Raw genomic sequence first — 25,867 nt, 5'->3', positions numbered from 1 at the left:
ACCCATCCTTATATACGCCGCATACCGCAGCCGATGCTGCGAAAACCATCCCAGTCGAGGAACTGTCAAAGGAATGCCTTCAAGGGGTTCTGGCGGTTCGCTTAAAGGAGAGAGAAGAAATGGCTAAAGTAATTGGCATCGACCTCGGCACCACGAACTCCTGCGTCGCTATCATGGACGGCAAGGATGCCAAGGTGATCGAGAACGCTGAAGGCGCACGTACCACGCCTTCCATGGTCGCATTTACCGATGATGGCGAGCGCCTCGTCGGCCAGCCGGCAAAGCGCCAGGCTGTTACCAACCCCACCAACACGCTGTTTGCTGTCAAGCGCCTGATTGGCCGTCGCTACGAAGATCCGACCGTTGAAAAGGACAAGGGCCTTGTTCCGTTCGAGATCGCCAAGGGCGACAACGGTGATGCGTGGGTCAAGGCACAGGGCAAGCCCTATTCGCCTGCACAGATTTCCGCGATGATCCTTCAGAAGATGAAGGAAACCGCCGAGTCCTACCTCGGTGAAAAGGTCGAGAAGGCCGTCATCACCGTTCCGGCTTACTTCAACGACGCGCAGCGCCAGGCAACCAAGGATGCCGGCCGCATCGCCGGTCTTGAAGTGCTGCGCATCATCAACGAGCCGACGGCAGCCGCTCTCGCCTATGGTCTCGACAAGAAGGACGGCAAGACGATCGCCGTTTACGACCTGGGTGGTGGTACCTTCGATATTTCGGTTCTCGAAATCGGCGATGGCGTCTTCGAAGTGAAGTCGACCAACGGCGACACCTTCCTCGGTGGTGAAGACTTCGACATGCGTCTCGTCGAATACCTCGCATCCGAGTTCAAGAAGGACAACGGCATCGACCTGAAGAACGACAAGCTCGCCCTGCAGCGCCTCAAGGAAGCTGCCGAAAAAGCCAAGATCGAACTGTCGTCCTCGCAGCAGACCGAAATCAACCTGCCGTTCATCACGGCTGACGCTTCCGGTCCGAAGCACCTGACGCTGAAGCTGACCCGCGCCAAGTTCGAAAGCCTGGTTGACGATCTGGTCCAGCGCACCGTTGCTCCGTGCAAGGCAGCGCTCAAGGATGCCGGCGTCACCGCAGCTGAAATCGATGAAGTGGTTCTCGTCGGCGGTATGAGCCGCATGCCGAAGGTCCAGGAAGTCGTCAAGCAGCTGTTCGGCAAGGAGCCGCACAAGGGCGTCAACCCGGACGAAGTGGTTGCCATGGGCGCTGCCATCCAGGGCGGTGTTCTTCAGGGCGACGTCAAGGACGTCCTGCTTCTCGACGTGACCCCGCTGTCGCTCGGCATCGAGACGCTCGGTGGCGTCTTCACCCGCCTGATCGACCGCAACACGACGATCCCGACCAAGAAGTCCCAGGTCTTCTCGACTGCCGAGGACAACCAGCAGGCCGTGACGATCCGCGTGTCGCAGGGCGAGCGTGAAATGGCAGCCGACAACAAGCTGCTTGGCCAGTTCGACCTCGTCGGCATTCCGCCGGCACCGCGTGGCATGCCGCAGATCGAAGTCACCTTCGACATCGACGCCAACGGCATCGTGCAGGTTTCGGCCAAGGACAAGGGTACCGGCAAGGAACAGCAGATCCGTATCCAGGCTTCTGGCGGTCTGTCTGATGCCGAGATCGAAAAGATGGTCAAGGATGCCGAGGCCAACGCCGAAGCCGACAAGAAGCGTCGTGCTGCCGTTGAAGCCAAGAACCAGGCCGAAAGCCTCGTTCACTCGACCGAGAAGTCTCTGAGCGAGTACGGCGACAAGGTAACCGAGGCCGACCGCAAGGCCATCGAGGATGCGATCGCATCGCTGAAGGCTGCCGTTGAAGCATCCGAGCCGGATGCCGACGACATCCAGGCGAAGACGCAGACCCTGATGGAAGTTTCCATGAAGCTTGGTCAGGCTATCTACGAAGCCCAGCAGGCTGAAGGCGGTGCTTCTGCCGAAGGCGGCAAGGACGATGATGTCGTCGACGCCGACTACGAAGAAGTCAAGGACGACAAGAAGTCTGCCTGATCGCCGGCTGTCTGATGGCTTTAGTTCTGAACCATAGTTGACTTAAGTAATCCGGCTGCCATCGTGCAGCCGGAATCCTTTCCGGAGCCGGTTACCTGATGGCAAAAGCAGATTTTTACGAAACGCTGGGTGTCGGCAGATCCGCTGACGAGAAGGAGCTGAAAAGCGCCTTCCGTAAGCTGGCCATGAAGTATCATCCGGACAAGAACCCGGGTGATGCTGAAGCCGAAAAGAAGTTCAAGGAGATCAACGAGGCCTACGAGACCTTGAAGGATCCCCAGAAGCGTGCAGCCTATGACCGCTTCGGCCACGCCGCATTCGAGCATGGCGGCATGGGTGGTGGCGGCGGCTTCTCGGCCGGCGCTGGCGGCTTCTCCGACATCTTCGAAGACATCTTTGGCGAAATGATGGGTGGCGGACGTGCACGCCGGTCCACCGGTGGACGCGAACGCGGCGCCGACCTTCGCTACAACATGGAAATTACGCTGGAAGAAGCCTTTACCGGCAAGACGGCGCAGATCCGGGTTCCGACCTCGATCACCTGCGACGTGTGTTCCGGCTCGGGCGCCAAGCCCGGCACGCAGCCCAAGACCTGCGGCACCTGCCAAGGCTCCGGTCGCGTACGCGCTTCGCAAGGTTTCTTCTCGGTGGAACGCACCTGTCCCACCTGCCATGGTCGCGGCCAGACGATCACCGATCCCTGCATCAAGTGCCACGGCCAGGGCCGCGTGACGGAAGAGCGTTCGCTGTCGGTCAACATCCCGGCCGGCATCGAGGACGGCACCCGCATTCGCCTGCAGGGCGAAGGCGAAGCCGGCACCCGCGGCGGACCTGCAGGGGACCTCTACATCTTCCTGTCGGTAAAGCCGCACCAGTTCTTCCAGCGCGACGGAGCCGACCTTTATTGCGCGGTGCCGATCTCCATGACGACGGCCGCCCTGGGCGGGACCTTCGACGTGGCGACGCTCGACGGCACCAAGTCGCGCGTGACGGTGCCGGAAGGGACCCAGCCCGGCAAGCAGTTCCGCCTGAAGGGCAAGGGCATGCCGGTGCTGCGTTCGTCGCAGACGGGTGACCTCTATATCCAGATCCAGATCGAGACGCCGCAGAAGCTTACCAAGCGGCAGCGCGAACTGCTTCAGGAGTTCGAGGAAATCTCGTCCAAGGAAAACAACCCGGAATCAACGGGCTTCTTCGCTCGGATGAAGGAATTCTTCGACAGCTAGGCTGCCGACAGAGCCAAAAACAAAAAACGCCGGCCCTCGTGGCCGGCGTTTCTTGTTTGTGGTTGCTCAATAGTGCGGTGGCCGGGTAATCGGCGGCGCATCGAGCGATGCTTCTTCGAGCGTGAGGAACCGCTCCGTCAGCCGATCGAGTTTTGCCCGCATCTGCTCGACCACCTTCCATTGTTCGGCAAGCTGGTCGGAAAGTTCCTCGATCACCTTGGCCTGATGGGCGGCGAGTTCCTCGAGCCGTATCAGTCTGTCTTCGTCGGTCATGACCGTTGAACCTCCTTGCGCTGCCGCTTCTTAATCAGTGGCAAGCGCAAGGTCCATGGGTCAAGCTCAGGCGATGAGCCGCGGGCGCTCTTCGCGCACGGCCCGGACCGTCGACCGCGTCTTGAAGCGGCCAAGCAGCGACGCCAGGCGGCTGCTGATGCCGACGAGGCTTTCGGTCGAGGCATTGGTTTCTTCCATCAGCGCGGCGTTCTGCTGGGTGATCTGGTCCATTTCACGGACAGCTGCGTTGATCTCGCCGATGCCGGACGCCTGCTCCTGCGCCGAGCGGGCAATCGAGCTGATATGCTCGTCGATCGACTTCACGCGCTGGCCGATGCCGACAAGTGCCTCGCCGGTGCGGTTGACGAGATCGACGCCGCGTACGACGTCGGCCGACGAACGGTCGATGAGTTCCTTGATCTCCTTGGCCGCCGCAGCCGAACGCTGCGCCAGTTCGCGAACTTCCTGGGCGACGACCGCAAAGCCCTTGCCTTGGTCGCCGGCACGCGCGGCTTCAACACCGGCGTTCAGTGCGAGCAAGTTGGTCTGGAAGGCGATCTCGTCGATGACGCCGATGATCTGGTTCATCTTCTGCGAAGACTGCTCGATCTCGCCCATGGCGGCAACGGCCTGCTGGACAACTTCGCCGGAGCGAACGGTGTCGGACGCGGATTCGCGCACGATCGTCTGGACCTCGCGGGTCCGCTGGGCGGACTGTGTTGAAATCGTGGTGATCTGCTCGAGCGCAGCTGCCGTCTGCTCGAGTGCCGACGCCTGCTGTTCGGTGCGCTTGGCCATGTTGTTTGTGGCAGACGAAATGCCGCCGGCTTCGGCGCGCACCTGCTCCACGGAGGCGTTGATTTCGCGCATCGCAGCGTCGAGCTCGGCGAGCGAGGAGTTGTAGTTTTCCTTGAGCTTGGTGAATTCCGGCGCAAGCTGTGCCCAGAGTTCGGCCGTGAGATCGCCGTCCGCGAGGCTGCGGAGCGCCGCATCGATCGCGGCAACTGCCGTCGCCTGCTCCGACTGCACCCGATGACGTTCAGCTTCCACGCGCTGGCGTTCCTCGTTCAGCGCATCGAGATAAACCGAGATGCTGTAATCGACGTCGACCAGCGCCGCCTTGACGATGGCCGTCACCTGGTCGGACAGCACCTTGCCCTTCTTCTCATGGAAGAAGCCTTTCATCTCGTTGGCGATGACGGCGCGGATGAGCCCGTCAAGCACGACGGAATAGCCGCCGATATACCAACGCGGTTCGATCCCGAGGCGGGCGTGCACCTTGCCGATGGCGGTGACGCCTTCGACATAATTGGCTTCATACTTGCCGGAGCTGATCTTTTCCCAGTGTTGGGCCTGCTTGCTCTTGGCATGCGCGATATGAGCGTCGCTCGAGAAGAACTTGCTCGTATGCGGATGCGCCTTGACCTTGCGGTAGAAGACGTCGAGCGCGCTGTCGGCCGCCTGCTTGACGATCGGCTGGATCGCGGCGAGCTGACGCCGCTGCTCCGGACCGATGCCTGCAAATTCAAGACGGTCGTCGAGGTCGTTCTTACGGTTCTGGTCGCTCAAGGCTACCCCCTTGTCAGATTATTTCCACATGGCGGTCTGCGATGAGATGCATGGTGGGTGATGTGACACATCTAGCAATCGGCCTTTAACGTGCTGTTAGTCACCACCCCTATTTTCTCACTAACGACAAATTGGCATTGATCTTTTTGACGTCGGCTTCGTAGCCGCGCCTCAGAATCAACCCCATCGTCCTCCGGTCCTCGACTGCAATATTCACCCCGAAAACCGATGCGCGCTTGCCATCCGGGCCCGGAGCCCTTAGCTCCTGCTGCAACGAACCCAAGATACCTGATGGCGCAGAAGACCTCCCTCTCCCGGCTGAAGCTCACCGACTTTCGCAACTATGCGCAAGCCGCGCTGGCACTCGACGGGCGGCATGTGGTACTGACCGGGGAAAATGGTGCCGGCAAGACCAACCTGCTTGAAGCGGTCTCCTTCCTGTCGCCGGGACGGGGCCTGCGCCGCGCTGTGCTGGCCGATGTCACGCGGGTAGGCGCGCCAGCGGGCTTCACCATCTTTGCCGATCTCGACGGCATGGAAGGGGAAGTCGCGGTCGGTACAGGCATCGAACCGAACGAGAGCGAGACGGTCTCGCGCAAGCTGCGCATCAACGGCACGCCGGCCAAATCCACCGAAGAGCTCTCCGATCATCTCAGCGTGTTGTGGCTGACGCCGGCGATGGACGGGCTCTTCACCGGCCCCTCAGCCGATCGCCGCCGTTTCCTCGACCGGCTCGTCCTGTCGCTCGACCACGGCCATGGCCGCCGCGCCGGTGACTTCGAGCGCGCCATGCGCAGCCGCAATCGCCTGCTCTCGGAAGGTCGGTTCGACCCCGCCTGGCTTTCGGCGATCGAGGCGCAGATGGCGGGCCTTGGTATCGCCATGGCGGCCGCACGGCATGAGATGCTGGGTCTGCTGCGCCGGCTTTCGGCCGGCAGTGGCGACACCCCCTTCCCCACCCCTGTCCTGGCGCTGGAAGGTTTTCTCGATGGCGCCATGGATCGCCCGGCGGCCGATCTCGAGGAGGAATACCTGGAGATGCTGCGCACCAGCCGCGGCCGCGATGCCAGCGCCGGACGTACGCTCGATGGGCCGCACCGCTCCGACCTTCTCGTGCGCCACCGCGAAAAGGACATGGACGCGGCCCGCTGCTCGACCGGCGAGCAGAAGGCCCTGCTGATCGGGCTTGTGCTCGCCCATGCGCGCCTGACGGCCGACATGACCGGTTATGCGCCAATCCTGCTTCTGGACGAGATCGCCGCCCATCTTGACGAAGGGCGGCGCGCCGCGCTCTTCGACCTCGTGCATGGGCTTGGCGGCCAGGCCTTCATGACCGGCACCGACCGGCACATGTTTTCCGCCCTTGCCGACCGCGCACAGTTCTTCACCGTCGCGCATGGCGGCATAACCGCCGAGCCTTCTGCCTGATTTCCGCCTTACGCGGCCATGGGCGTGGTGTTATGCTCGCTCCATGGAACATGAGACAGCCGCACCGCTCGACCAGCAGGAGATCGAGCGTTATCGCCGCCACATCCTGCTGCCGGAGATCGGCGGCACCGGCCAGCAAAAGATGAAGAACGCCCGCGTGCTGGTGATCGGCGCCGGCGGGCTTGGCGCACCCATTCTCGAATATCTTGCGGCCGCCGGCATCGGCACGCTCGGCATCATCGATGACGACCGGGTATCGCTCTCCAACCTGCAGCGCCAGGTCATCCACGATACGGGAACCTTGGGTGAGATGAAGACGAGGAGCGCGCGCGAGGCAATCGCCCGGCTCAATCCTCATGTCAGGGTGGTCGACTTCGAGGAGCGCTTCTCGCTCGACTGGGCGGCCCAGCACCTGAAGCGTTTCCACCTGCTCATCGATGGCTCAGACAATTTCGACACCCGCTACAGTGCGGCCGATGCGGCGGAAGCGGCGCGGATCCCGCTGGTGACCGGTGCTGTCGGCCGCTTCGACGGCTCGCTCACCGTGCTGAAGCCGTATGAAACCAATGCGGCCGGTGACCTTTATCCGGCTTACCGCGACCTTTTTCCCGAAAAACCCCCGGAAGGGCTCATCCCGTCCTGTGCAGAGACCGGCATTGTCGGCGCGCTGACGGGCGTGATCGGCACGTTGATGGCGATGGAAGCAATCAAGCTCGTCACCGGCATCGGGGAGCCGCTGCTTGGCCGACTGCTGCTCTACGACTCTCTGTCCGCCCGCTTCGACACCATCAAATACAAGAGACGCAGTGCCAGGGCCGCCGCAGAATGATCGACATCGTCCGGATTGATGAAAGCTTCAGCCGCTGGGATGAATTGCTGGCGCTCATCCTGTCCTCCTTTGCCTATATGGAGGGCGTCATCGACCCGCCGTCTTCGGCGACCCGCCTGACGCTCGCCGCCCTCGCCTACAAGGCCCGGGACGAGATCGCCTTCGTGGCCGTGGAGGGTGAGCGGCTGGTCGGCTGCATCTTCTGCAGACCGGAGCCGGAATCGCTTTACGTCGGCAAGTTCGCGGTCTCACCGTCGCACCAGGGCAAGGGCATCGGTGCAAAACTGCTTGCCGTCGCCGAAGAGGTGGCGCGTGAGAAAGGCCTTCCCAGGCTGCGTCTCGAAACCCGCATCGAGCTCACGGATAACCACGCAACCTTCGCACGCTGGGGCTTCGTCAAGACGGCCGAAACCAGCCATCCCGGCTTTACCCGCACCACGACGATCGAGATGCAGAAGCAGCTCGCCTGACCTCAGTTGCGGCCCGGCAGGACGCGGTTCGGCGGCCGGTGGCCGTCGAAGAAGGTGCGGATGTTGATGATCACCTTGTCGCCCATGTCGATGCGGCCTTCGATCGTGGCCGAGCCCATATGCGGCAGCAGCACCACCCGGCCTTCCTTGGCAAGCTTGACCAGCTTCGGATTGACCGCCGGCTCGTTCTGGTAGACGTCAAGACCGGCGCCGGCGATCTTGTGGTCGCGCAACAGTTGGATCATCGCTGCTTCATCGATGATGTCGCCACGGGCCGTGTTGACGATGATAGAGGTCGGCTGCATCAGCGCCAGCCGGCGGGCTGACAGGAGATGGAAGGTCGCCGGCGTTGAGGGGCAATTGACCGAAACGATGTCGACGCGGGCCAGCATCTGGTCGAGGCTGTCCCAGTAGGTCGCTTCCAGCTCTTCCTCCGTCTGCGGGCTTACGCGCTTGCGGTTGTGGTAGTGGATCGAAAGCCCGAAGGCCTTGGCGCGGCGCGCGACAGCGGTGCCGATGCGGCCCATACCTACGATGCCGATCCGCTTGCCCCAAATCCGCCGGCCGAGCATCCAGGTCGGGCTCCAGCCGTCCCACTCGCCGGGCTTGTCGGTCAGGATCCGCGATCCTTCGGCGAGCCGACGGTTGACCGCCAGAATCAGCGCGAGCGTCATGTCGGCAGTGTCTTCGGTCAGCACGTTGGCGGTGTTGGTGACGGTGATACCCTTTCGCGCCGCCGCCTCGATGTCGATATGGTCAAACCCGTTGGAGAAGCTCGCGATCAGCTTTAGCTGCGGCCCGGCTTCCTCGATCAGCGACTCGTCGATGCGGTCGGTCACCGTCGGCACCAGAACGTCGGCGGTCCTCACCGCGGCCACCAGTTCATCACGCGAGCGCGGCGTGTCGTCGATGTTGAGCTCAGCGTCAAACAGTTCGCGCATGCGGGTTTCGACCGCATCCGGCAGCTTACGGGTAATGTAGACCTTGGGTTTTTTCTTTGCAGTCATGAGCTCTGTTATCTGACGCCTTTTAGGAGGTCCTTAACCAAGTCGCGCGATAGTTCGACGATCCAGGGCGTTTTCTACCAGACCCGTCGGCGAAGACAAACAAAACCTCGCGGGTTCGGAAAGCCCAGATGGACAGCCGGACCTGATCATCATGCGCCAACTCATTCTCCGTTGCCTTCTTGCCCTCACCGTCGCCCTCCCGGCCGCGCCTGTTTTCGCGCAGGGTGCCAAGGGTGCAAGCGGTCTGCCGCTGCCGCGGTTCGTCAGCCTGAAGTCCCGCAAGGTGAACATCCGCATCGGCCCGAGCACTGATTACCCGGTTGCATGGATGTATATGAAATCCGGCACACCGATGGAAATCATCCAGGAATACGAAAACTGGCGCCGCGTGCGCGATGCCGACGGCACCGAAGGCTGGGTCAACCAGGCGCTTCTCTCCGGCGAGCGGACGGCCGTTGCAGCACCCTGGATGCGCAGCAAGGGCACCGACATCTATGTCAACCTGCGGCGCGACCCGCAAAGCACCGCCGCGGTGGTCGCCAAGCTGCAGCCCGGCGTCGTCGTTCAACTCGACGAATGCAATGGTGACTGGTGCCGCGCGCAAGCGAACGGCACCAAGGGCTGGGTTTCCCAGGCAGAGATCTGGGGCGCCTATCCCGGCGAGGCGTTCAAGTAAGTCCTTTGGATCGAGGCCTCAAATGAGGCCTTTTTCCTTTGCGGCATCCTTCAGCGAAATCTGCGGCCGCGGGCCGATCTGCTGGATGACGATGGCGGCTGCGAGGCAACCGAGCTTGCCGCAATCTTCCAGCGAACGGCCCTGCGTATAGCCATACAGGAAGCCGGCCGCAAAAAGGTCGCCGGCGCCGGTGGTGTCGACCAGTTCCTCGATCGGATAGGCAGAAACCTGCAAGCGCTCGTCGCCCCGCAGGATGACGGCACCTTCTTCGCTCATGGTTACGGCGGCGAGCTTGCAGTCCGGGGCGATCTTCTTCAGCGCCAGTTCGAAATCATCCGTTTCGTAAAGCGAAAGTGCTTCCTGCTTGTTGGCAAACACGATGTCGACCGTGCCGGAGCGCATCAGGTCCAGGAATTCGGCGCGGTAACGGCCCACGCAGAAGGCGTCCGACAACGTCATCGAGACTTCGCGGCCATGGGCATGGGCAATGCGGGCAGCTTCGCGGATGGCTTCCTTGGCGCGCGGCGGATCCCACAGGTAACCTTCGAAATAGGTAACCTTGGCGTTGGCCACCACGTCTTCCTCGACGTGCTCCGGCCCCAGATCGACGCAGGCACCGAGATAGGTATTCATCGAGCGCTCGCCATCGGGCGTCACGAAGATCATCGAGCGCGCAGTGGGCGGGTTGTCGCCTTGCGGCTTGGTCTCGTAATACACGCCCTGGGCGCGGATATCGTGCTGGAAGATCTCTCCAAGCTGGTCTTCTGCGACCTTGCCGAAATAGGCAGCCTTGCCGCCAAGGCTTGCCAGGCCCGCTGCGGTATTGCCGGCCGAACCACCAGAGGCTTCGATCGCCGGGCCCATCTTCGAGTAGAGAAGTTCGGCGCGCTCGGCATCGATCAGGTTCATCGCGCCCTTGGTGATGGCGTTCTCGCTCAAGAAGCTGTCGTCGCAGCGGGCGAGAATATCGACGATGGCATTGCCGATGGTGAGCACGTCAAATTTGGACATCCGGTTGTGATCCGTCTCTTCGCGTTTCAAGTTGAGAGAACGGGTAAACCCCTTTTCCGTGCAGTGGAAGAAAAAATTACTCCTGCGGTAGATCAGGAGAAACAGCGCGCTGCCAGGCCTTTTGCGGCATGGCGGCTGAGCACCGCGTCACCCCCATTGCAGCAAATGCATTTGTCGGCTGGGACGGCATGCGTTAAGCGCATGGAAACACCGCCAGTGAAAGCGCGCCCTTGTCTACCGTCTTCGTGAATGTCGTTCCCGTCTTCATCCTGATTCTGATCGGGTGGCTGACCTCCAAATCTGGGGTACTGCGGGAGGGGACGGGCGACGCGCTGAGCGAGTTCGTCTTCAAGATCGCCGTGCCGATGCTGATCTTCCGCACATTGGCCCATGCGCATTTCGAGGGCGTTTCGCCATTCAAGCTCTGGATCGCCTATTTCGCCGGCGTCGCATTTACCTGGACGGTCGGGCACCTGATGGCGACGCGGCTCTTCAAGCGGGATGCCAAGGTTGGCGTCATCACCGGCATGTCGGCCTCATTCGCAAACAACGTGTTCATCGGTCTGCCGCTGGTGGACCATGTGGTCGGCAAGGATGGGCTGGTGGCGATTTCCATCCTGCTTGCCATCCACCTGCCGCTAATGATGATTGCCGGCACGATCCTCATGGAAGGTGCGGCGGCAAAGGTCGATGGAGGGGCGAAACGCAGCGTCGGCGCGATCGTCAAGCAGGTGGTTGTGAACCTCGCGCAAAACCCGTTGATCATGGCGATGATTGCCGGCCTTGCCTTCAACTTCGCGCAGATTTCGCTGAACCCGGCGATCAGCATCGTTGTCACCCAGCTGGCGAGTGCTGCAAGCCCGGTCGCCCTCATCTCGATCGGCATGGCGCTGACGCGCTACCAGATCCGAGGCGACCTTGGCCTTTCCGGTGCAAGCTCGGTGCTGAAGCTCGTGCTGCTTCCGGCCGTCGTGTTTGTCGTCAGCAAGGTGATGGGCCTGCCGCAGGACTGGTCGGCCGCACTTGTCCTCACCTCCTCGGTTCCGACCGGCATCAATGCCTGGCTGATCGCGCAGCGCTTCCGCTCGGGTCACAGCACGGCTGCTTCGGTGATCGGCATTACCACGGCGATCGGTGTCGTGACGGTGAGCTTCTGGGCCTGGTTGCTGAGCTAGCCCCTTCCACCTCAGCGCATGAAAAAAGCCCGGACGATGCCGGGCTATTTTCATCTGGAATGTTCTGGCGATCAGTTGGTCGCCGGTGCCGGAGCTTCGGCATTCGGATCCGGAAGCGGAACCGGGCTGTCGGCCTGTTCGCGAAGGTAAGCAATCAGGTTGGCACGCTCGGTGTCGTTCTTCAGGCCGGCGAAGCCCATGGCCGTGCCCTTGATATAGGCCTTCGGCGCGGTGAGGAACTTGTTCAGGTGATCGAAGGTCCACTTTTCTTCGCCGCCCTTGGAGAAATCCTTCATGGCAGCCGAATAGGCAAAACCTTCATGCGAGGCGACTGGACGGTCTACAACGCTCCACAGATCCGGACCAACCTTGTTCGGGCCGCCCTTCTCGATGGAGTGGCAGCTCTGACACTTCTTGAAGACGTTTGCGCCTGCGGCAGCATCGGCATTGGCCAGAAGCTGGGCAACCGGAACGGCTTCCGCAGCCGGAGCGGCTTCACCGCCCGCGGGTTCTTCCTCTGCAACAATGGCGAAGCCAGGCTTTTCCGGAACTTCCGAATGGAAAATGCCTTCCGAGGCAATGGACACCGACATCATGACGAAGACCGTTGCAAGCAGGGCGCCTGCCGCCATGTTTGTATAGGAATTCATCCGCAACCGCTCCTTAGCAACCGCGCCACACGCTTTGACGCGCAGGCGGACCATCTTGAAATTGCGCGGAACCTATGTCTTTTGCATGCCTGTTGCAACACGATTATCGCTCCGTCCGTGAGACTTTTTGACACTGTCGGGACCTGCGAAGAGGGGCCTCCATGAAGAATACGGCTTTTGACCGGACGCTGGTGCTTATCCCGGCCCGAATGGCCTCCACGAGACTGCCCGGCAAGCCGCTTGCCGACATTGCGGGCCTGCCGATGATCGTGCAGGTGGCCAAGCGTGCAGAGGAAGCGCAGATCGGGCGAATCATCGTGGCTGTCGACCATCAGGACGTGTTCGACGCGGTATCTGCGGCGGGCTTCGATGTCGTGATGACGCGGGTTGACCACCAGTCCGGGTCCGACCGGATCTTCGAGGCGGTCCGGAAGGCCGACCCCGAGGCGCACATGGAGTATATCGTCAACGTGCAGGGCGACCTGCCGACGATCGAGCCGGAAGCGGTGCGCGCTTCGCTTCGGCCACTGCAGGACGATCCGGCGACCGATATCGCAACGCTGACCGTCGAGATCACCGACGAACACGAAAAGACCAATCCGAACGTCGTGAAGGTCGTCGGTTCGCCGCTTTCGCCGACGCGACTCAAGGCGCTGTATTTCACCCGCGCCACAGCACCCCACGGCAACGGGCCGCTCTACCACCACATCGGTCTTTATGCCTATCGCCGCGCCGCGCTCGAAAAATTCGTGTCGCTCGGGCCTTCTGTGCTCGAAAAGCGCGAATCGCTTGAACAGCTTCGGGCGCTTGAGGCCGGCATGCGCATCGGCGTCGAGATCGTTGACTCGGTGCCGCTCGGTGTCGATACTCCGGCCGACCTTGAAAAGGCGCGCGCCATCCTGTCGTCCCGCGCCTCGTAGCGAACTCCGGACATAGCCATGAATGCCATCACCAATCGCATCGCCTTCCAGGGCGACTTCGGCGCCAACTCCGATATGGCGTGCCGCGACATGTTTCCGACCATGGAGCCGCTGCCCTGCCCGACCTTTGAAGATGCCTTCCAGGCGCTCGACAGCGGTGAGGCCGATCTGGCGATGATCCCGATCGAGAACACGATCGCCGGCCGCGTCGCCGACATTCATTATCTCTTGCCGGAATCGCGGCTGCATATCGTCGGCGAATATTTCATGCCGATCCGTTTCCAGCTGATGGTGCTGCCGGGTGTCGCGCATGAGGAGATCCGCACCGTCCACAGCCATATCCATGCGCTTGGCCAGTGCCGCAAGATCATCCGCTCGAACGGCTGGAAGGGCGTCGTGGCGGGCGACACCGCCGGCGCTGCCAAGATGGTTGCGGAAAAGGGCGACCGGACGATGGCGGCATTGGCGCCACGGCTCGCCTCGGAACTTTATGGCCTCGAGATCCTGGCTGAAAACGTCGAGGACACCGAAAACAATGTCACCCGCTTCGTGGTGCTGTCGCGCGACGAAAAATGGGTGCAGCGCAATGACCCGGAAGACCTGATCGTCACCACCTTCGTGTTCAATGTCCGCAATATTCCCGCCGCACTCTACAAGGCGATGGGCGGTTTTGCGACAAACGGCATCAACATGACGAAGCTCGAAAGCTACCAGCTCGGCGGCAAGTTCGTGGCGACGCAATTTTATGCGGACATCGAAGGCCATCCGGACGATGCGCCGGTACGCCGGGCGCTGGAAGAACTGCGGTTCTTCTCCGAAAAGGTTCGCATTCTCGGCTCCTACAAGGGCCATCCGATGCGCGGCACGCTACAAAAACGGTAAGCGCTGGCAAGCAGACCGGTTGATCCTTGATGATCCTGGTTTTCTGTTGAACGGCTGGGGCTGAGACCTTGGCCTCGACGACATCGAGACGATGGGGCGATTAACCGCCCATCACGAGGGCCATTCCACCCAGTCGCGCAGGAGGCGGTGGGCGATAGCGCCCTCGACCGGGGCAAAGGGCGGCGAGTCAGGTCCAGCCTTCAGCATGGCGGCCGCTTCGGCGCGGGAAAACCAGCGCACGTCCTGCATTTCCTGGCTGTCGATCTTGATCTCCGTCGACTGGGCTTCGCCGTAACAGCCGATCATCAGCGAATGCGGCATCGGCCAGGGTTGCGAGGCATGGTAGCGGACGCGGCCGACAACGATGCCTGACTCTTCCACAGTTTCGCGCCGCACCGCGTTCTCGATCGTTTCCCCGGGCTCCACGAAACCTGCCAGGCAGGAATACATGCCTTCCTGGAAATGGTGGCTGCGGCCAAGCAGGCAGCGGTCGTTCTCGACATCCACCGTCAACATGATGACCACCGGATCTGTGCGCGGGAACATCAGGTGCTGGCACTGCGTGCAGGTGCGCTTGTAGCCCCCAAGCTGGGTCAGCGTCGGCGAGCCACATTTGCCGCAAAACCTGTTGGCGGCGTTCCAGTTGAGGAGCGACACGGCCTGCGCCACCTCCCCCTGCAACTCGCCTTCCATCAGCCGGTCGCGGAACAGCGCGCGCGGCTCGGTCGGCTTGTATTGGCTGGCGAGGTCGTCCGCGGGAATAAGCACCGGCACGGCGATGCGCGGTTCGCCGGTTTCGCGGTAACCGAGCAGGATCGCATTGTCGAAATCCGGTTGCAGTCCGGCAAGCTCATAAGCTGCAAACAGAGGATCGAGGATCTGGCCGTCGTGCTTGAGGATGACCCGGCTCCCGGTGAAGGCAAAGATATGCGCGCCCTCCACCGCAAGCGCCTTTTCGACGCAATCATCGGTGCGGTATTCGGCCTGCCGGTCGAGCTTATTGCCGGAAAAGGCCGTAAGCTCGCTCGGTTCAGAATGCGGTGCCTGGCTGTCGAACATGGATGAGGTCATGAAAGGGCTTCGATCAGTTTGTCGTTAAACATCGTCTTCTCCGCGGCATCGGCATAGGGCACGGCCTGTCCAAAGCCCCAGACCGGTCCCGGCCAGTTGGGGTCACCCTCGAACCTGGCAATGACATGAACGTGGAGCTGGCGGACGATGTTTCCGATCGCCGCGATATTGATCTTGGTGGCGCCAGTAACCTGCTTCAGCGCCGCGCCAACCTTGGCCACTTCGGCATTGAGCAGCGCCTGGTCTTCACTCGACAGTTCGAAAATCTCGGTCATCCCGGCGCGCTCCGGCACCATGACGAGCCAGGGCCAGCGGCTGTCGTTCTGGAGGCGCAGCTGGCACAGGCCGAGCTGCTTGATCAGCGTGGAATCGCGCTCGATTCGCGCGTCGAGTTGAAAAGCGTCCACACTTGTCCTCCATCTTCCCATGTTTCCCTTCCAGTTTTTTACAGGCTTGGCTTGCATTTGGAAGCGTTATTGACGATATGAGCAGTGGGAGGTTGGTGGTGGACGAGCCACTCGCCAACCGGGTCAGGTCCGGAAGGAAGCAGCCCTAACGAGCCAGGCACGGGTCGCCGTGCCAGCCTCCCACCTTCTTCCATCTTGGTCAGCTTCCGGCCCGGTCAAGACCGCGCTCAGGAATGGCCCGTGCAGGCTGGCAGGACGAATGAGCGATAACGGGCCGACCTATTCCAACATCCCCGCCACGGCAGGCAGCGGTTATCGAGTACTGGCTCGCAAATACCGCCCGAAGGATTTCTCTGACCTGATGGTCGGGCAGGAGCCGATGGTTCGCACGCTGACCAACGCGTTCGAAACCGGCCGCATTGCCCAGGCCTATATGCTCACCGGCGTTCGCGGGGTGGGCAAGACGACGACGGCGCGCATCCTGGCCCGGGCGCTGAACTACAAGACCGCCGAGATCGACAAGCCGACGATCGACCTCCGCATCCCCGGCGAGCACTGCCAGCCGATCATGGAAGGCCGGCATGTCGACGTGATCGAGATGGACGCCGCCTCCCATACCGGGATCGACGACATCCGCGAAATTATCGAGCAGGTGCGCTACCGCCCGGTGTCGGCACGCTACAAGGTCTATATCATCGACGAAGTGCACATGCTTTCGACGCAGGCCTTCAACGGCCTGTTGAAGACGCTCGAAGAGCCGCCCGAGCATGTGAAGTTCATCTTCGCGACGACCGAGATCCGCAAGGTCCCGATCACCGTGCTGTCGCGCTGCCAGCGGTTCGACCTGCGCCGCATCAGCGCCTCGGACCTGGTTGGCCTGTTCACCACCATTCTCGAAAAGGAAGGCATTCCGGCCGAAGCGGAAGCGCTGTCGATGATCGCCCGCGCCGCGGAAGGTTCGGCGCGTGACGGCCTGTCGCTGCTCGACCAGGCGATTGCCCATGGCAGCGGCCAGGTGCTGGCAGACACCGTGCGCGGCATGCTGGGGCTTGCCGACCGGGCCCGCATCGTCGACCTTTTCGAACACATCCTGCGCGGCGACGTGAAGGCGGCGCTGCAGGAATTCGAGGCGCAATACGAGGCTGGCGCCAACCCGGTGGTGGTGCTGACGGACCTTGCCCACTTCACGCATCTCGTGACCCGGATCAAATATATTCCCGAGGCTGCCGCTGACGCATCGCTGAGCGAAGTGGAGCGGGTGCGCGGACGCGAATTTTCCGAAAACGTCGCGGTGAGCACGCTGTCGCGCATGTGGCAGATGCTGCTAAAGGGCATTCCGGAAGCGGAAAACTCGTCGCGGTCGGCGGGTGCGGCCGAGATGGTGCTGATCCGGCTCACACATGCCGCCCACCTCCCTTCCCCGGAAGATGCCGCACGCCGGCTGCTCGACATGTCTGCCGGCAACGGTGCGCAGGGTGGGTCACCGAGCGGCAACGGCAATGGAAACGGCGGCGGCCGGATGGGCTCTCAGCCCTCGGCGATGCTCAATGCGCGTGGTTCGGAGATGACGGGCGGGCGGATGCCTGCCGGCGGTCCGACCGCGATGCTGCAGGCGGTGCCGAACACGGGCCCGCGCGAGATGCCGGTTGGCCGCACGGAAGAAAAGCCGGAGCCGAAGGTCCCGATCAAATCGCTCGAGGACATTGCCGACCTTTGCGCCAAGAACAAGGAGCCGGTGCTGCGCGCCCGGCTGCGCTCCTCCGTACATCTCGTCAAGATCGAGCCGGGGCGGCTTGAAATCAGCCTCGAGCCGGACGCACCGAAGACCATCGTCAACGATCTCACCTCCAAGCTTCGCGAATGGACGGGGATCACCTGGTGGGTGACGCTGTCGAACGAGCGCGGTGCGCCGACGCTGGCGCAGGCCGAGGAACAGGTGCGCGAACAGCGCAAGACAGACGCCAAGGCCGACCCGGACGTGGCGGCGATCCTGGCACAGTTTCCCGGCGCAAAGATCATCGACGTGCGCATTCGCGCGGCCGAGGAGCAGGCGGATATTGAAGAAGCGCCGGCACCGGCGGCTGCCGAATCGGAAGAGGGCGATATCCTGCCCGGCGACGACATCGAATTCTAAAGGAGAGAAAGAATTATGCGCGACATCATGGGCATGATGGGCAAGGTCAAGGAAATGCAGGCCAAGATGGAGAAGATGCAGGCGGAGATCGCCTCGCTCGACGTCGAAGGCACCTCCGGCGGCGGGCTCGTGACTGTGCGCATGAACGGCAAGGGGGAAATGCTCGGCCTCAAGATCGATCCGTCGCTGTTCAAGGAAGACGAGGTCGAGATCCTGGAAGACCTGATCATCGCCGCTCACAAGGCTGCCAAGGAACGCGCCGAATCGATTGCCGCCGAGAAGACCAAGGAACTGACCGCCGGCCTGCCGATCCCGCCCGGCTTCAAGATGCCGTTCTGAGGCATCAGACGAAGCACCTCTGTGGCCAGGGATTGATCCCGTCCCGGAGCCACAACAGCGTATCCAGCCAGAAGCCCGATGCGTGGCGGTCGTGGAAAAGATCGAAATGACCAATCTTTTCCACGCCAAGATCCGCGGGCTCCAGCATTACACTGGTTGCCCGGCTGCCGGTGTAATAACCGAGCGCCCGTCGCATCGCCGGTTTGGTGGCGAAGGGATCATCCAAGACGCTGACGGCGAGGATCGGGGCGCGGACATCGGCAAAGCGCGACGCGACGACCTGCCGTTCCTCCTGTTCCAGCCTCGATTCCAACTGCCTGCCGCCGAAACTCCAGCTGTAGGCGACACCGGCCGGCAGGTCCTCCAGCCAGCCCAGCCGACGGCCCGGGAAATAACCGTAGATCCCAGTGATAGCCGGCATGACGAGGTGCCAGCGTAGAAGGTATCCCATTCTTCTCGGCGGATGATAATCACGCCAATAGGCATGTTGGGCGCCGACGGTGAGCATGCGGTGGATGCGCGAGGCGCTTGCCGCATAACCCGGCAGGAAACCGCCGATGCTGTGCCCGACCACCTGGACAGGCAGGCTGGGTTGTTTCTCCGTAACCAGTTGCACCGCCGCATCGAAATCAAGCTCTCCCCAATGCCGCCATCCGCATCGAAGGTGACGCAGACTTTCCGGCCGTGAGAGGCCGATGCCGCGATAATCATAGGTCAGGACGTGGAAGCCGTGGCGCGCCAGGAAGGATGCATAGCGGTGGTAATATCGCGCCTGCACGCCGGTGGCGCAGTTGATGACCACTGAACCGAGAGGCCGGTCTGCATCTGCTGCCCACCAGTGCCCATGCAGGGCGACATCATCAGCGCAGGTTATCTCGATAGCGACGTGCTGCATGTGCTCCCTCCGAAGCGACTGTGATCCCTAAACTCGCTCGTCACGTCGCTTGTGTACACTCACTGGTCGGTATACGTTCGCCGCATGGATACCCTCTCGACGCGCGAGCGGATCGTTTCCGCCGCTAACAAGCTGTTCTACCGCGACGGCATCCGTGCCGTCAGCGTCGATGCCGTGGCCGAAGAAGCCGGTATCACCAAGCGGTCGCTCTATTACCACTTCAAGAGCAAGGACGACCTGATTGCCGCTTACCTTGACTACCGCGACCTGCCGAACCTGAAGGCCTTCCAGCGCTGGTATGATGAGCATGACGGGGCGATCGAAGGAAAGATCGTTGCGATCTTCGAGCATCTCGCAACCTCTGCCAGACACCCCAAGTGGAAGGGCTGCGGCTTTCTACGCACCTCGGCCGAATTGTCCAACCTGCCAGGCCACCCGGCAATCCAGGTGGGAGCGGCCCACAAGCTGAAGGTGGAGCGATGGTTTGCCAACTGCTTCACCGCGGAAGGCCTGGCCACGCCGGAAGCGCTGGCCCGGCAAATCCGGCTGTTGCTCGACGGCGCCTTTGCCGTTGTCATGCTGCACCGGGACCCGAGCTATTTTCGAACAGCCGGAGAGGCCGCCTATGCGCTGGTAACGGCGAGCCGTAGCGCCACCCGGAAATGAGGCCTTGCCGGAGCACCTGAGACTTCGCTAATCTACCCGCGGAGGGGAGGCTCCCATGACCCTGACATCGCTTTTCGTGTTCGCTGCGGCACTGTTTGTCGCCGCTGGATCGCCGGGACCGAGCATTGCCGCACTTGTTGCTCGGGTACTCTCCAAAGGGTACCGTGACGTGCTGCCGTTTGTCGCCGCCATGTGGTTTGGCGAAGCGATCTGGCTTTCCTTTGCGGTGGCAGGACTGGCCGCCATAGCCGAAAGCTTCCAGCCCCTCTTTCTCGTCATCAAGTGGATTGGGGTCGCCTATCTGCTTTACCTGGCATGGAAGATGTGGACCGCTGAGACCGCAGTCTCTGACGATGCGCTGCCCGAGAGCCGCTCTGCGGTAAAGATGTTCCTGACCGGGCTGACGCTTACCCTCGGTAATCCCAAGATCATGATGTTTTACGTGGCCCTTCTGCCATCGATCATCGACCTTGGTGGTGTGACGCTTGCCGGCTGGGCGGAACTCGTGGTGGCGATGTTGCTCGTGCTGATGGTGGTCGATCTTCTCTGGGTGCTGCTTGCCGCCAAGGCTCGCCAGTTCCTGAAAAGCCCCAAGGCGGTCGGGCTCGCCAACCGTGTGTCGGCTGGCACCATGGCGGGCGCGGCCGCGGTGATTGCGGCACGCTAGGCGGAAAACTTCTGCCGCCAGCGGCTCCCGATCGGCGCTGCGAGGAAACGATCCTTCTCCGCAGGCGACAGGCGCCTGCCAAGCGCGGCAAGCATTTCAGCGATGCCGACGCGATCGCCTGCGACCGGTTCGTAACGAACGGGATCGCCGGTCGCGACCATTCCTGTCTGGATGACGCGGCAATAGATGCCGGGGCGCCCGGCCTGCGTATAGGCTTTCAGGAATTTGGGATCGCCCATCCTGGCCGCCAGCGTGTTGCAGGGTGAGCGGGCGCAGGTCGCTTCCAACGCCACCTCGCCGAGATGGAAGCGGTCGCCAACGGCAACGTCGCGGTTGTCGAGGCCTTCCACCACGAGGTTTTCGCCGAAGGTGCCGGGCAGCACGTCATGGCCGAGTTCGGCCGCCCACCAGTCGAGCGTCAATGAGCCCTCCAGCAGGATTGCCTGGTCTTCGCCACCATGGTGCTTGCTGTTGCAGACCGCGTCGCCCACGAGGCCGAGCCTGTCGACCATGACCGGAGCGGAAACGGGCATCTTGTAGATCCCGGTCTTGTAGCTCTTGCCTGGGAGCTTTTCGGCGTGACCGAGGCAGACGGCAACAAGTTTCATAGCCATATCTTCATGGATGCGGGTCCTTACGCGATTCCGTTTGTGCAGCATATGGGCTAAAGGGAGAACATGGCAAAGCGAGTCACCGGCCCCGAAATCGAAAAACTCATCCAGTTGTTGGCGAAGGTACCGGGGCTTGGGCCGCGCTCGGCACGTCGCGCCGCTCTGCATCTCATCAAGAAGAAAGATCAGTTGCTCGGGCCGCTATCCCACGCGATGGGTGACGCCTACGACAAGGTGAAGGTCTGCTCGCGCTGCGGGAATGTCGATACGTCCGACCCCTGCACCGTCTGCACCGATGTGCAGCGTGACCAGTCCATGCTGATCGTGGTCGAGGATGTGTCTGACCTCTGGGCGCTGGAACGTGCGGGTGCCATGAACGCTGCCTACCATGTGCTGGGCGGCACGCTTTCGCCGCTCGACGGGATTGGTCCCGACGACCTCAACATCCGCGGCCTGATCGACCGGGTGAACGAAGGAACGATCCGCGAGATCATCATTGCGGTAAACGCCACCGTCGAAGGCCAGACGACGGCGCACTACATCACCGATCAGCTGTCCGGCATCGACGTGAAGATCACGCGGCTGGCCCATGGCGTGCCGGTTGGCGGTGAGCTCGACTACCTCGACGAAGGAACGCTGACGGCTGCGCTGCGGGCGCGAACGGCCATTTAAGGATTGGAGGGCTTCATGCGCCACCACACCCCCCTCTGCAATAATCACTCCAAGCGCCGATTGCTGGCCGTTGCGGCAACCCTGCTCGCCCTCCTGCCCCTGCCGGCGCTGGCGCAGAACAAGCCGGATGTGGAAAAGCAGTTCCAGCGATGGATCGCCAGCGATTTGACGACCCAGGCGAAAAAGGCCGGGATCTCCGAGGGGACGCTGCGGACTGCACTCAAGGGCGTGACGCTGAACTGGAGCCTGCCGGACCTCGTGCCGCCGGGATCGCCGCCGCCGAAGAGGCAGGACCAGAGCCAGGCGGAGTTCTCATCGCCCGGCGCCTACTTTTCTGAAAAGCGGTTGCAGGGACTGGCGGCAACCGGCCGCAGCCTTGCCTCCACACATGCCTCGACGCTGAAGCGGATCGAGGCGGTTTATGGCGTTCCAGCCGAGATCATCGTTGCGATCTGGGGCCGTGAATCCGGCTTCGGCCGTGCCAAGCTGCCGTATTCGGCGATCGAGGTGCTGGCGACCAAGGCCTTCATGTCGACCCGCAAGGACATGTTCCGCGACGAACTGCTCGCTGCCCTGACGATGATCGAACGTGGCGACGTGGACGCATCCGCGATGAAAGGCTCCTGGGCGGGCGCGCTGGGACAGCCGCAGTTCATGCCATCCAGCTACCTGAAGTATGCGGTCGACTTCGACAAGAACGGCCATGCCGACATCTGGAACTCGGTTCCGGACGCACTGGCTTCCATAGCGCACTATCTACAAAAGGAAGGCTGGCAGCGCGGCCGAAGCTGGGGTTTCGAGGCGCGTATTCCGCAGAATGTTTCATGCGCCCAGGAAGGGCCGGATCGCGCGCAGCCGATCGCGAAATGGGCAGCGCTCGGCATCACCCGGATTTCCGGCAAGGCTTTCCCGGCCGCCGAGATGAAGGCGGACGGCATGGTGCTGGTGCCGGCCGGGCGGCATGGGCCGGAATTCATCGTCACGCCAAACTTCTACGTGCTGAAAGAGTACAACAACTCCGACCTCTACGCGCTGTTCATCGGCAATCTCGCAGACCGCATCGCCTATGGCTCAGGCCCGTTCAAGGCGCCGTGGGGCGATGTCGGAAAGATGCTGCGTTCCGACGTGCTGGCGATGCAGAAGGCGCTGGTGGCCAAGGGGTATGACGTTGGCAATGGTGACGGACTGCCGGGCTACAAGACACGCCGCTCGCTTGGCGACTGGCAGGCGAAGAATGGCCTTGCGCCGACCTGCTATCCGGATGCCGGGCTGAAGGGGAAGATCAGGTAACTAGAGGCTGCGCTTCAGGCCTTCGTGGCTGGCTGTGAAACCGAGCTTCCCGTAGAAGCGGATGGCGTCCGGCCGAGACTTGTCGGAAGTCAGTTGCACCAGCTTGCAACCGCGTTCGGCTGCGCGCTCGACAGCCCAGTCGATGAATGCCGAACCCATTCCACTGCCCCGCTGGCCGGCGGCAATCCTGACGCTTTCGATCTGCCCTCGCCACATCCCCGTGCGGGAAAGGCCGGGAATGAAGCTGAGTTGCAGGCAGCCGACAACCTCGTCTTGCGGATCAACCGCAACGGCGAGCAACTGGTTCGGATCGGCGTCAATTGCCGCAAAAGCTTGTACGTAACGCGGATCGACGGGATCGGAGACGACCTCCCGTGCCTGGCCGAGCGCGTCGTCGGCGAGAAGCCGGACAATGGCGGGTAGATCCTCAGAGCATGCCTTCCGGAACAGAACCATGGCGTTCAATGATGCAGGTCAGGTGGTGACTTGTGGAAGATGTCGTTGACCGGCGGGATGGTCTGCCGCTCGATCATGCGGTGGACACGCGGGCCCTCGGTGCCACGGTGCAGCTTGCGGATCGCATCCCAAACCTCGGCATCGGCGTGCGTGCGGCGCTGGTTATGCCGGACGTAATCGGCCCAGGTCGCGACATGGTAGGTTTCAGTCCAAACCTCCGGATGCTCGAGGTCTCGCATCAGCGCCCATTGGCGCGCGCCATCGCGGATACGGATGCGGCGGCGGTCCGACATCAGCCGCAGGAACTGCGGAATATCCTGGTCGGCGATCGTGTAATCGATCAGCGAGACAATCGGGCCGCTGCGCAGCTGCAGGTCGAGCTTGAGCGACGGCGTGTTGAAGCGGCCCAGCGGGTCGAGGTTGAGGTCGCGGAACTGCGGCACCGGCAGCCGCATGCCAAGTGCTGCCCCGAGCAGCATGACAAGGCTCGCGATGGTCAGCGACACCGAGACGCCGAGGTTTTCGGAAAGGATACCCCAGATCCAGCTGCCGGCGGCAATCCCGCCGAAGGTAGCCGTCTGGTAGAAGGACAGCGCCCGGCCAACCACCCAGCGCGGCGTCGACAGCTGCACCGTGGTGTTGAAGAGCGACAGCGCGAGCACCCAGCAGGCGCCGGGAACGAGCAGTACCACCGCCGTCAGGCGCGTATCGGTGCTGAGCGCAATGACGGCGGCGCTTGCGGCAAACCCGAGGAAGGCCAGGCGCACGATGGATTCGCTCGACAGTTTTTCGCGCAGGCGCGCATTGCCGATCGCACCGCCGATGGCGCCTACGCCGAAGGCGCCGAGCATGATGCCGTAAGTGAGCGGGCCGCCGGCCACCAGGTCACGCGCAACGATCGGCAACAGCGCGAGGATGGCGCTGGCAGTGAGGCCGAAGACCAGGCTGCGGAACAGGACGTTGAGGATGTTCGGCGACATCGCCACGTAACCGAGGCCGGCTGAGAGCGCCCGGCCCAGCGTTTCACGCGGCAGCGGGTTCTCGCGAATTTCGGGTTTCCAGCGGGCCAGCGCATAAATCAGCGAAAGATAACTGCAGGCATTCACCGCAAAGGCGGCGGCCGCGCCGGCTGCTGCGACGATGGCACCGCCGATCGCCGGGCCGACACTGCGGGTGATGTTGAAGCCGACGCTGTTGATGGTGACGGCCGCCGGCAGCACTTCGCGCGGCACCATGTCCCCCACCGAGGCCTGCCAGGACGGGTTGTTCAGCGCCACGCCGCAGCCGAGCAGGAAGGTGAAGCACAAGAGCAGCCAGGGCGTCAGAAGCTCGAGATAGGCAAACAGCGACAGCAGGACCGAGACCACCAGCATGAAGCTCTGGGCGGTCAGCATCAGGGTGCGACGGTTGAAATTGTCGGCAAGCGCGCCGGCGACAATCGAAAACAGCATGATCGGCGCGGCAGTCGAGGCCTGCACCAGTGCCACCATGTCCTGCGAGTTGGAGATGGAGGTCATCATCCACGCAGCACCGACGGCCTGGATGAGGCCGCCGAAGTTCGAAACAAGGCTTGCGAGCCAGATTGTCCTGAAAGTCTGATGCCGGAAGGGTGCCAGGGTGGGAATCCGGTCGGGCACTTGGCGTCCTCTTGCTCATCTGCTCTTGCGTGCTGATGACGGTTATAGACCGGCCGGCTGCAAATTCCAGCGCCACGCCGCAAGATTAAGCAAGTCTTGCAATTGCCGGCCAAAAGACGTATATGCAGCACATATTCTTGATCGTCCGATGAAGAGTGGGCCCGACCGGACCCGCTCTTTTTTGTTAGGCGATCGTCCTTCCCGGCTCTTGAAACAGATCCGGGTCCATGATTGCCGGAGAGCTTATGCCGCAAACCGAACACGAGCCGCGGCTCATCATCGAAACCGGGCTCGAACTCAGAATCGCTGAAATCATCGAGCCTGTGCTGACCGCCATGGACTTTCGGCTGGTGCGCGTGCGCATGCTGAACCAGAACGGCGCGACGCTGCAGATCATGGCCGAGCGCAACGACGGCACCATGGACGTCGACGGCTGCGAGGCCGTGTCGGTGGCGATTTCTCCCGTCCTCGATGTGGAAGATCCGATCGATCGGGAGTATCATCTGGAAGTGTCTTCGCCCGGTATCGACCGGCCGATGGTCCGCAAGTCGGATTTCTCCCGCTGGGAAGGCCATCTGGTGAAATGCGAGACGTCGATCATCATCGACAACCGCAAGCGGTTCCGCGGCAAGATCACGAACACGGATAGTGAAGGCTTCACCATCGAGCGGGACCAGGTCGCCTATGGCGAGGAACCGCGGGTGACGATCCCGTTCTCGGCGCTGGCAGAAGCAAAGCTGATCCTGACGGACGACCTGATCCGTGAGGCTTTGCGGGCCGACAAGCTCGCCAAGCAGCAGGCTGCAAACCAGAACGACGACGAAAACGAAGACGAAGAATAACCAAGACAAACCCGGTGCCGCGAAGCACCCCCTCGCAAAA

At 62.3% G+C, this 25,867-nt stretch carries 27 protein-coding genes and 1 other RNA gene; 17 read left to right on the top strand and 11 right to left on the bottom strand.

What is annotated here, in order from left to right:
- The first annotated feature begins 119 nt into the window (after positions 1–119).
- Positions 120–2,024: a molecular chaperone DnaK gene (gene dnaK, locus CYG48_RS15920; RefSeq protein ID WP_118851266.1), complete on the top strand. Its 1,905-nt coding sequence runs from the start codon at positions 120–122 to the stop codon at positions 2,022–2,024.
- A gap of 98 nt (positions 2,025–2,122) precedes the next feature.
- On the top strand, positions 2,123–3,250 hold the full coding sequence (gene dnaJ / locus CYG48_RS15915; protein WP_118851265.1) for a molecular chaperone DnaJ: 1,128 nt from the start codon (positions 2,123–2,125) through the stop codon (positions 3,248–3,250).
- 66 nt (positions 3,251–3,316) lie between these two features.
- Here the strand turns inward: dnaJ and CYG48_RS15910 are convergent, their stop codons facing one another.
- Both CYG48_RS15910 and CYG48_RS15905 read right to left on the bottom strand, forming a co-directional pair.
- Positions 3,317–3,523 carry a SlyX family protein gene (locus tag CYG48_RS15910; protein WP_118851264.1) on the bottom strand — a complete coding sequence of 69 codons (207 nt, stop codon included), beginning with the start codon at positions 3,521–3,523 and terminating at the stop codon, positions 3,317–3,319.
- Positions 3,524–3,589: 66 nt separating this feature from the next.
- Entirely contained in the window at positions 3,590–5,092 is a 1,503-nt protein-coding gene (locus CYG48_RS15905; RefSeq protein ID WP_118851263.1) for a globin-coupled sensor protein, read from the bottom strand.
- A 291-nt stretch (positions 5,093–5,383) separates the two neighbouring features.
- On the opposite strand from CYG48_RS15905, the gene recF reads away from it, so the two are divergent.
- From recF to CYG48_RS15890, 3 genes are read left to right on the top strand one after another with little or no spacing between them, the layout of a single operon-like run.
- Positions 5,384–6,520, top strand: a complete 1,137-nt coding sequence (gene recF, locus CYG48_RS15900; RefSeq protein ID WP_118851262.1) for a DNA replication/repair protein RecF — start codon at positions 5,384–5,386, stop codon at positions 6,518–6,520.
- Between the two features lie 43 nt (positions 6,521–6,563).
- A complete protein-coding gene (moeB, locus tag CYG48_RS15895) occupies positions 6,564–7,349 on the top strand; it encodes a molybdopterin-synthase adenylyltransferase MoeB (RefSeq protein ID WP_118851261.1) in 786 nt (261 codons plus the stop codon).
- Complete coding sequence (locus tag CYG48_RS15890; protein WP_118851707.1) at positions 7,349–7,819, top strand: GNAT family N-acetyltransferase; 471 nt, start codon at positions 7,349–7,351, stop codon at positions 7,817–7,819. Before moeB ends, CYG48_RS15890 begins: the two co-directional genes overlap by 1 nt.
- 2 nt (positions 7,820–7,821) lie before the next feature.
- Here the strand turns inward: CYG48_RS15890 and CYG48_RS15885 are convergent, their stop codons facing one another.
- Positions 7,822–8,826 carry a 2-hydroxyacid dehydrogenase gene (locus tag CYG48_RS15885; RefSeq protein WP_118851260.1) on the bottom strand — a complete coding sequence of 335 codons (1,005 nt, stop codon included), beginning with the start codon at positions 8,824–8,826 and terminating at the stop codon, positions 7,822–7,824.
- Between the two features lie 151 nt (positions 8,827–8,977).
- Between CYG48_RS15885 and CYG48_RS15880 the strand changes: the two genes are divergently transcribed.
- Positions 8,978–9,502, top strand: coding sequence for an SH3 domain-containing protein (locus CYG48_RS15880; RefSeq protein WP_118851259.1), 525 nt, complete (start codon positions 8,978–8,980; stop codon positions 9,500–9,502).
- A gap of 18 nt (positions 9,503–9,520) precedes the next feature.
- Here the strand turns inward: CYG48_RS15880 and CYG48_RS15875 are convergent, their stop codons facing one another.
- Positions 9,521–10,513, bottom strand: a complete 993-nt coding sequence (locus CYG48_RS15875) for an adenosine kinase (protein ID WP_118851706.1) — start codon at positions 10,511–10,513, stop codon at positions 9,521–9,523.
- A 230-nt stretch (positions 10,514–10,743) separates the two neighbouring features.
- On the opposite strand from CYG48_RS15875, the gene CYG48_RS15870 reads away from it, so the two are divergent.
- Positions 10,744–11,688 (top strand): AEC family transporter, encoded by a 945-nt coding sequence (locus CYG48_RS15870; RefSeq protein WP_118851258.1) that lies wholly within the window; start codon positions 10,744–10,746, stop codon positions 11,686–11,688.
- A gap of 71 nt (positions 11,689–11,759) precedes the next feature.
- Here the strand turns inward: CYG48_RS15870 and CYG48_RS15865 are convergent, their stop codons facing one another.
- Positions 11,760–12,338, bottom strand: coding sequence for a c-type cytochrome (locus CYG48_RS15865; protein WP_118851257.1), 579 nt, complete (start codon positions 12,336–12,338; stop codon positions 11,760–11,762).
- Positions 12,339–12,499: 161 nt separating this feature from the next.
- Here CYG48_RS15865 and CYG48_RS15860 point away from each other — a divergent pair, with 161 nt between their 5' ends.
- Both CYG48_RS15860 and CYG48_RS15855 read left to right on the top strand, forming a co-directional pair.
- Positions 12,500–13,258 carry a 3-deoxy-manno-octulosonate cytidylyltransferase gene (locus tag CYG48_RS15860; protein WP_118851256.1) on the top strand — a complete coding sequence of 253 codons (759 nt, stop codon included), beginning with the start codon at positions 12,500–12,502 and terminating at the stop codon, positions 13,256–13,258.
- A gap of 18 nt (positions 13,259–13,276) precedes the next feature.
- Entirely contained in the window at positions 13,277–14,140 is an 864-nt protein-coding gene (locus CYG48_RS15855; protein ID WP_118851255.1) for a prephenate dehydratase, read from the top strand.
- 111 nt (positions 14,141–14,251) lie between these two features.
- Here CYG48_RS15855 and nudC read toward each other — a convergent pair whose 3' ends face one another.
- Together nudC and CYG48_RS15845 are read right to left on the bottom strand one after the other, a co-directional pair.
- Positions 14,252–15,211: an NAD(+) diphosphatase gene (nudC, locus tag CYG48_RS15850; protein WP_118851254.1), complete on the bottom strand. Its 960-nt coding sequence runs from the start codon at positions 15,209–15,211 to the stop codon at positions 14,252–14,254.
- Positions 15,208–15,618: an HIT domain-containing protein gene (locus CYG48_RS15845; RefSeq protein ID WP_118851253.1), complete on the bottom strand. Its 411-nt coding sequence runs from the start codon at positions 15,616–15,618 to the stop codon at positions 15,208–15,210. The genes nudC and CYG48_RS15845 overlap by 4 nt, the downstream gene beginning before the upstream one ends.
- An 87-nt stretch (positions 15,619–15,705) precedes the next feature.
- Here CYG48_RS15845 and ffs point away from each other — a divergent pair.
- The 3 genes from ffs to CYG48_RS15830 all read left to right on the top strand — a co-directional run bounded on the left by ffs (position 15,706) and on the right by CYG48_RS15830 (position 18,091).
- An RNA gene (ffs, locus tag CYG48_RS15840) (signal recognition particle sRNA small type) lies at positions 15,706–15,802 on the top strand.
- Between the two features lie 75 nt (positions 15,803–15,877).
- A complete protein-coding gene (locus tag CYG48_RS15835) occupies positions 15,878–17,752 on the top strand; it encodes a DNA polymerase III subunit gamma/tau (protein WP_118851252.1) in 1,875 nt (624 codons plus the stop codon).
- 15 nt (positions 17,753–17,767) lie between these two features.
- Positions 17,768–18,091 carry a YbaB/EbfC family nucleoid-associated protein gene (locus tag CYG48_RS15830; RefSeq protein ID WP_118851251.1) on the top strand — a complete coding sequence of 108 codons (324 nt, stop codon included), beginning with the start codon at positions 17,768–17,770 and terminating at the stop codon, positions 18,089–18,091.
- A 4-nt stretch (positions 18,092–18,095) separates the two neighbouring features.
- Here the strand turns inward: CYG48_RS15830 and CYG48_RS15825 are convergent, their stop codons facing one another.
- On the bottom strand, positions 18,096–18,986 hold the full coding sequence (locus tag CYG48_RS15825; RefSeq protein ID WP_118851250.1) for an alpha/beta hydrolase family protein: 891 nt from the start codon (positions 18,984–18,986) through the stop codon (positions 18,096–18,098).
- Between the two features lie 84 nt (positions 18,987–19,070).
- Here CYG48_RS15825 and CYG48_RS15820 point away from each other — a divergent pair, with 84 nt between their 5' ends.
- Together CYG48_RS15820 and CYG48_RS15815 are read left to right on the top strand one after the other, a co-directional pair.
- Positions 19,071–19,652, top strand: coding sequence for a TetR/AcrR family transcriptional regulator (locus CYG48_RS15820; protein ID WP_118851249.1), 582 nt, complete (start codon positions 19,071–19,073; stop codon positions 19,650–19,652).
- Between the two features lie 55 nt (positions 19,653–19,707).
- Positions 19,708–20,319 carry a LysE family translocator gene (locus tag CYG48_RS15815; protein ID WP_118851248.1) on the top strand — a complete coding sequence of 204 codons (612 nt, stop codon included), beginning with the start codon at positions 19,708–19,710 and terminating at the stop codon, positions 20,317–20,319.
- Here CYG48_RS15815 and CYG48_RS15810 read toward each other — a convergent pair.
- On the bottom strand, positions 20,316–20,927 hold the full coding sequence (locus CYG48_RS15810) for an MOSC domain-containing protein (RefSeq protein ID WP_118851247.1): 612 nt from the start codon (positions 20,925–20,927) through the stop codon (positions 20,316–20,318). The genes CYG48_RS15815 and CYG48_RS15810 overlap by 4 nt on opposite strands.
- Positions 20,928–20,996: 69 nt before the next feature.
- Here CYG48_RS15810 and recR point away from each other — a divergent pair, with 69 nt between their 5' ends.
- Positions 20,997–21,602, top strand: a complete 606-nt coding sequence (recR, locus tag CYG48_RS15805) for a recombination mediator RecR (RefSeq protein WP_118851246.1) — start codon at positions 20,997–20,999, stop codon at positions 21,600–21,602.
- A 15-nt stretch (positions 21,603–21,617) separates the two neighbouring features.
- Complete coding sequence (locus tag CYG48_RS15800) at positions 21,618–22,892, top strand: lytic murein transglycosylase (protein ID WP_118851245.1); 1,275 nt, start codon at positions 21,618–21,620, stop codon at positions 22,890–22,892.
- Here CYG48_RS15800 and CYG48_RS15795 read toward each other — a convergent pair whose 3' ends face one another.
- Positions 22,893–23,348 carry a GNAT family N-acetyltransferase gene (locus CYG48_RS15795; RefSeq protein ID WP_118851244.1) on the bottom strand — a complete coding sequence of 152 codons (456 nt, stop codon included), beginning with the start codon at positions 23,346–23,348 and terminating at the stop codon, positions 22,893–22,895. It lies immediately after the preceding gene.
- A 5-nt stretch (positions 23,349–23,353) separates the two neighbouring features.
- The gene (locus tag CYG48_RS15790; RefSeq protein WP_118851243.1) at positions 23,354–24,985 is read right to left on the bottom strand and encodes an MFS transporter; all 1,632 of its coding nucleotides are present in this window, start codon (positions 24,983–24,985) and stop codon (positions 23,354–23,356) included.
- A gap of 245 nt (positions 24,986–25,230) precedes the next feature.
- Between CYG48_RS15790 and rimP the strand changes: the two genes are divergently transcribed.
- Positions 25,231–25,827: a ribosome maturation factor RimP gene (gene rimP, locus CYG48_RS15785; protein WP_118851705.1), complete on the top strand. Its 597-nt coding sequence runs from the start codon at positions 25,231–25,233 to the stop codon at positions 25,825–25,827.
- Positions 25,828–25,867 lie beyond the last annotated feature (40 nt).

The organism is Neorhizobium sp. SOG26 (assembly GCF_003491345.1).
Taxonomy (GTDB): Bacteria; Pseudomonadota; Alphaproteobacteria; order Rhizobiales; family Rhizobiaceae; genus Neorhizobium; species Neorhizobium turbinariae.
Note: the sequence above shows the minus strand (reverse complement) of the source record. Positions and strands in the feature narration are given on the sequence as shown.

What these genes read in the sequence shown, in the direction of transcription:
- dnaK (WP_118851266.1), top strand. Translation starts at nt 120, where the DNA reads ATGGCTAAAGTAATTGGCATCGACCTCGGCACCACGAACTCCTGCGTC.
- dnaJ (WP_118851265.1), top strand. Translation starts at nt 2,123, where the DNA reads ATGGCAAAAGCAGATTTTTACGAAACGCTGGGTGTCGGCAGATCCGCT.
- CYG48_RS15910 (WP_118851264.1), bottom strand. Translation starts at nt 3,523, where the DNA reads ATGACCGACGAAGACAGACTGATACGGCTCGAGGAACTCGCCGCCCAT.
- recF (WP_118851262.1), top strand. Translation starts at nt 5,384, where the DNA reads ATGGCGCAGAAGACCTCCCTCTCCCGGCTGAAGCTCACCGACTTTCGC.
- moeB (WP_118851261.1), top strand. Translation starts at nt 6,564, where the DNA reads ATGGAACATGAGACAGCCGCACCGCTCGACCAGCAGGAGATCGAGCGT.
- CYG48_RS15885 (WP_118851260.1), bottom strand. Translation starts at nt 8,826, where the DNA reads ATGACTGCAAAGAAAAAACCCAAGGTCTACATTACCCGTAAGCTGCCG.
- CYG48_RS15880 (WP_118851259.1), top strand. Translation starts at nt 8,978, where the DNA reads ATGCGCCAACTCATTCTCCGTTGCCTTCTTGCCCTCACCGTCGCCCTC.
- CYG48_RS15875 (WP_118851706.1), bottom strand. Translation starts at nt 10,513, where the DNA reads ATGTCCAAATTTGACGTGCTCACCATCGGCAATGCCATCGTCGATATT.
- CYG48_RS15865 (WP_118851257.1), bottom strand. Translation starts at nt 12,338, where the DNA reads ATGAATTCCTATACAAACATGGCGGCAGGCGCCCTGCTTGCAACGGTC.
- CYG48_RS15860 (WP_118851256.1), top strand. Translation starts at nt 12,500, where the DNA reads ATGAAGAATACGGCTTTTGACCGGACGCTGGTGCTTATCCCGGCCCGA.
- CYG48_RS15855 (WP_118851255.1), top strand. Translation starts at nt 13,277, where the DNA reads ATGAATGCCATCACCAATCGCATCGCCTTCCAGGGCGACTTCGGCGCC.
- nudC (WP_118851254.1), bottom strand. Translation starts at nt 15,211, where the DNA reads ATGACCTCATCCATGTTCGACAGCCAGGCACCGCATTCTGAACCGAGC.
- CYG48_RS15835 (WP_118851252.1), top strand. Translation starts at nt 15,878, where the DNA reads ATGAGCGATAACGGGCCGACCTATTCCAACATCCCCGCCACGGCAGGC.
- CYG48_RS15830 (WP_118851251.1), top strand. Translation starts at nt 17,768, where the DNA reads ATGCGCGACATCATGGGCATGATGGGCAAGGTCAAGGAAATGCAGGCC.
- CYG48_RS15825 (WP_118851250.1), bottom strand. Translation starts at nt 18,986, where the DNA reads ATGCAGCACGTCGCTATCGAGATAACCTGCGCTGATGATGTCGCCCTG.
- CYG48_RS15820 (WP_118851249.1), top strand. Translation starts at nt 19,071, where the DNA reads ATGGATACCCTCTCGACGCGCGAGCGGATCGTTTCCGCCGCTAACAAG.
- CYG48_RS15815 (WP_118851248.1), top strand. Translation starts at nt 19,708, where the DNA reads ATGACCCTGACATCGCTTTTCGTGTTCGCTGCGGCACTGTTTGTCGCC.
- CYG48_RS15810 (WP_118851247.1), bottom strand. Translation starts at nt 20,927, where the DNA reads ATGAAACTTGTTGCCGTCTGCCTCGGTCACGCCGAAAAGCTCCCAGGC.
- recR (WP_118851246.1), top strand. Translation starts at nt 20,997, where the DNA reads ATGGCAAAGCGAGTCACCGGCCCCGAAATCGAAAAACTCATCCAGTTG.
- CYG48_RS15800 (WP_118851245.1), top strand. Translation starts at nt 21,618, where the DNA reads ATGCGCCACCACACCCCCCTCTGCAATAATCACTCCAAGCGCCGATTG.
- CYG48_RS15795 (WP_118851244.1), bottom strand. Translation starts at nt 23,348, where the DNA reads ATGGTTCTGTTCCGGAAGGCATGCTCTGAGGATCTACCCGCCATTGTC.
- rimP (WP_118851705.1), top strand. Translation starts at nt 25,231, where the DNA reads ATGCCGCAAACCGAACACGAGCCGCGGCTCATCATCGAAACCGGGCTC.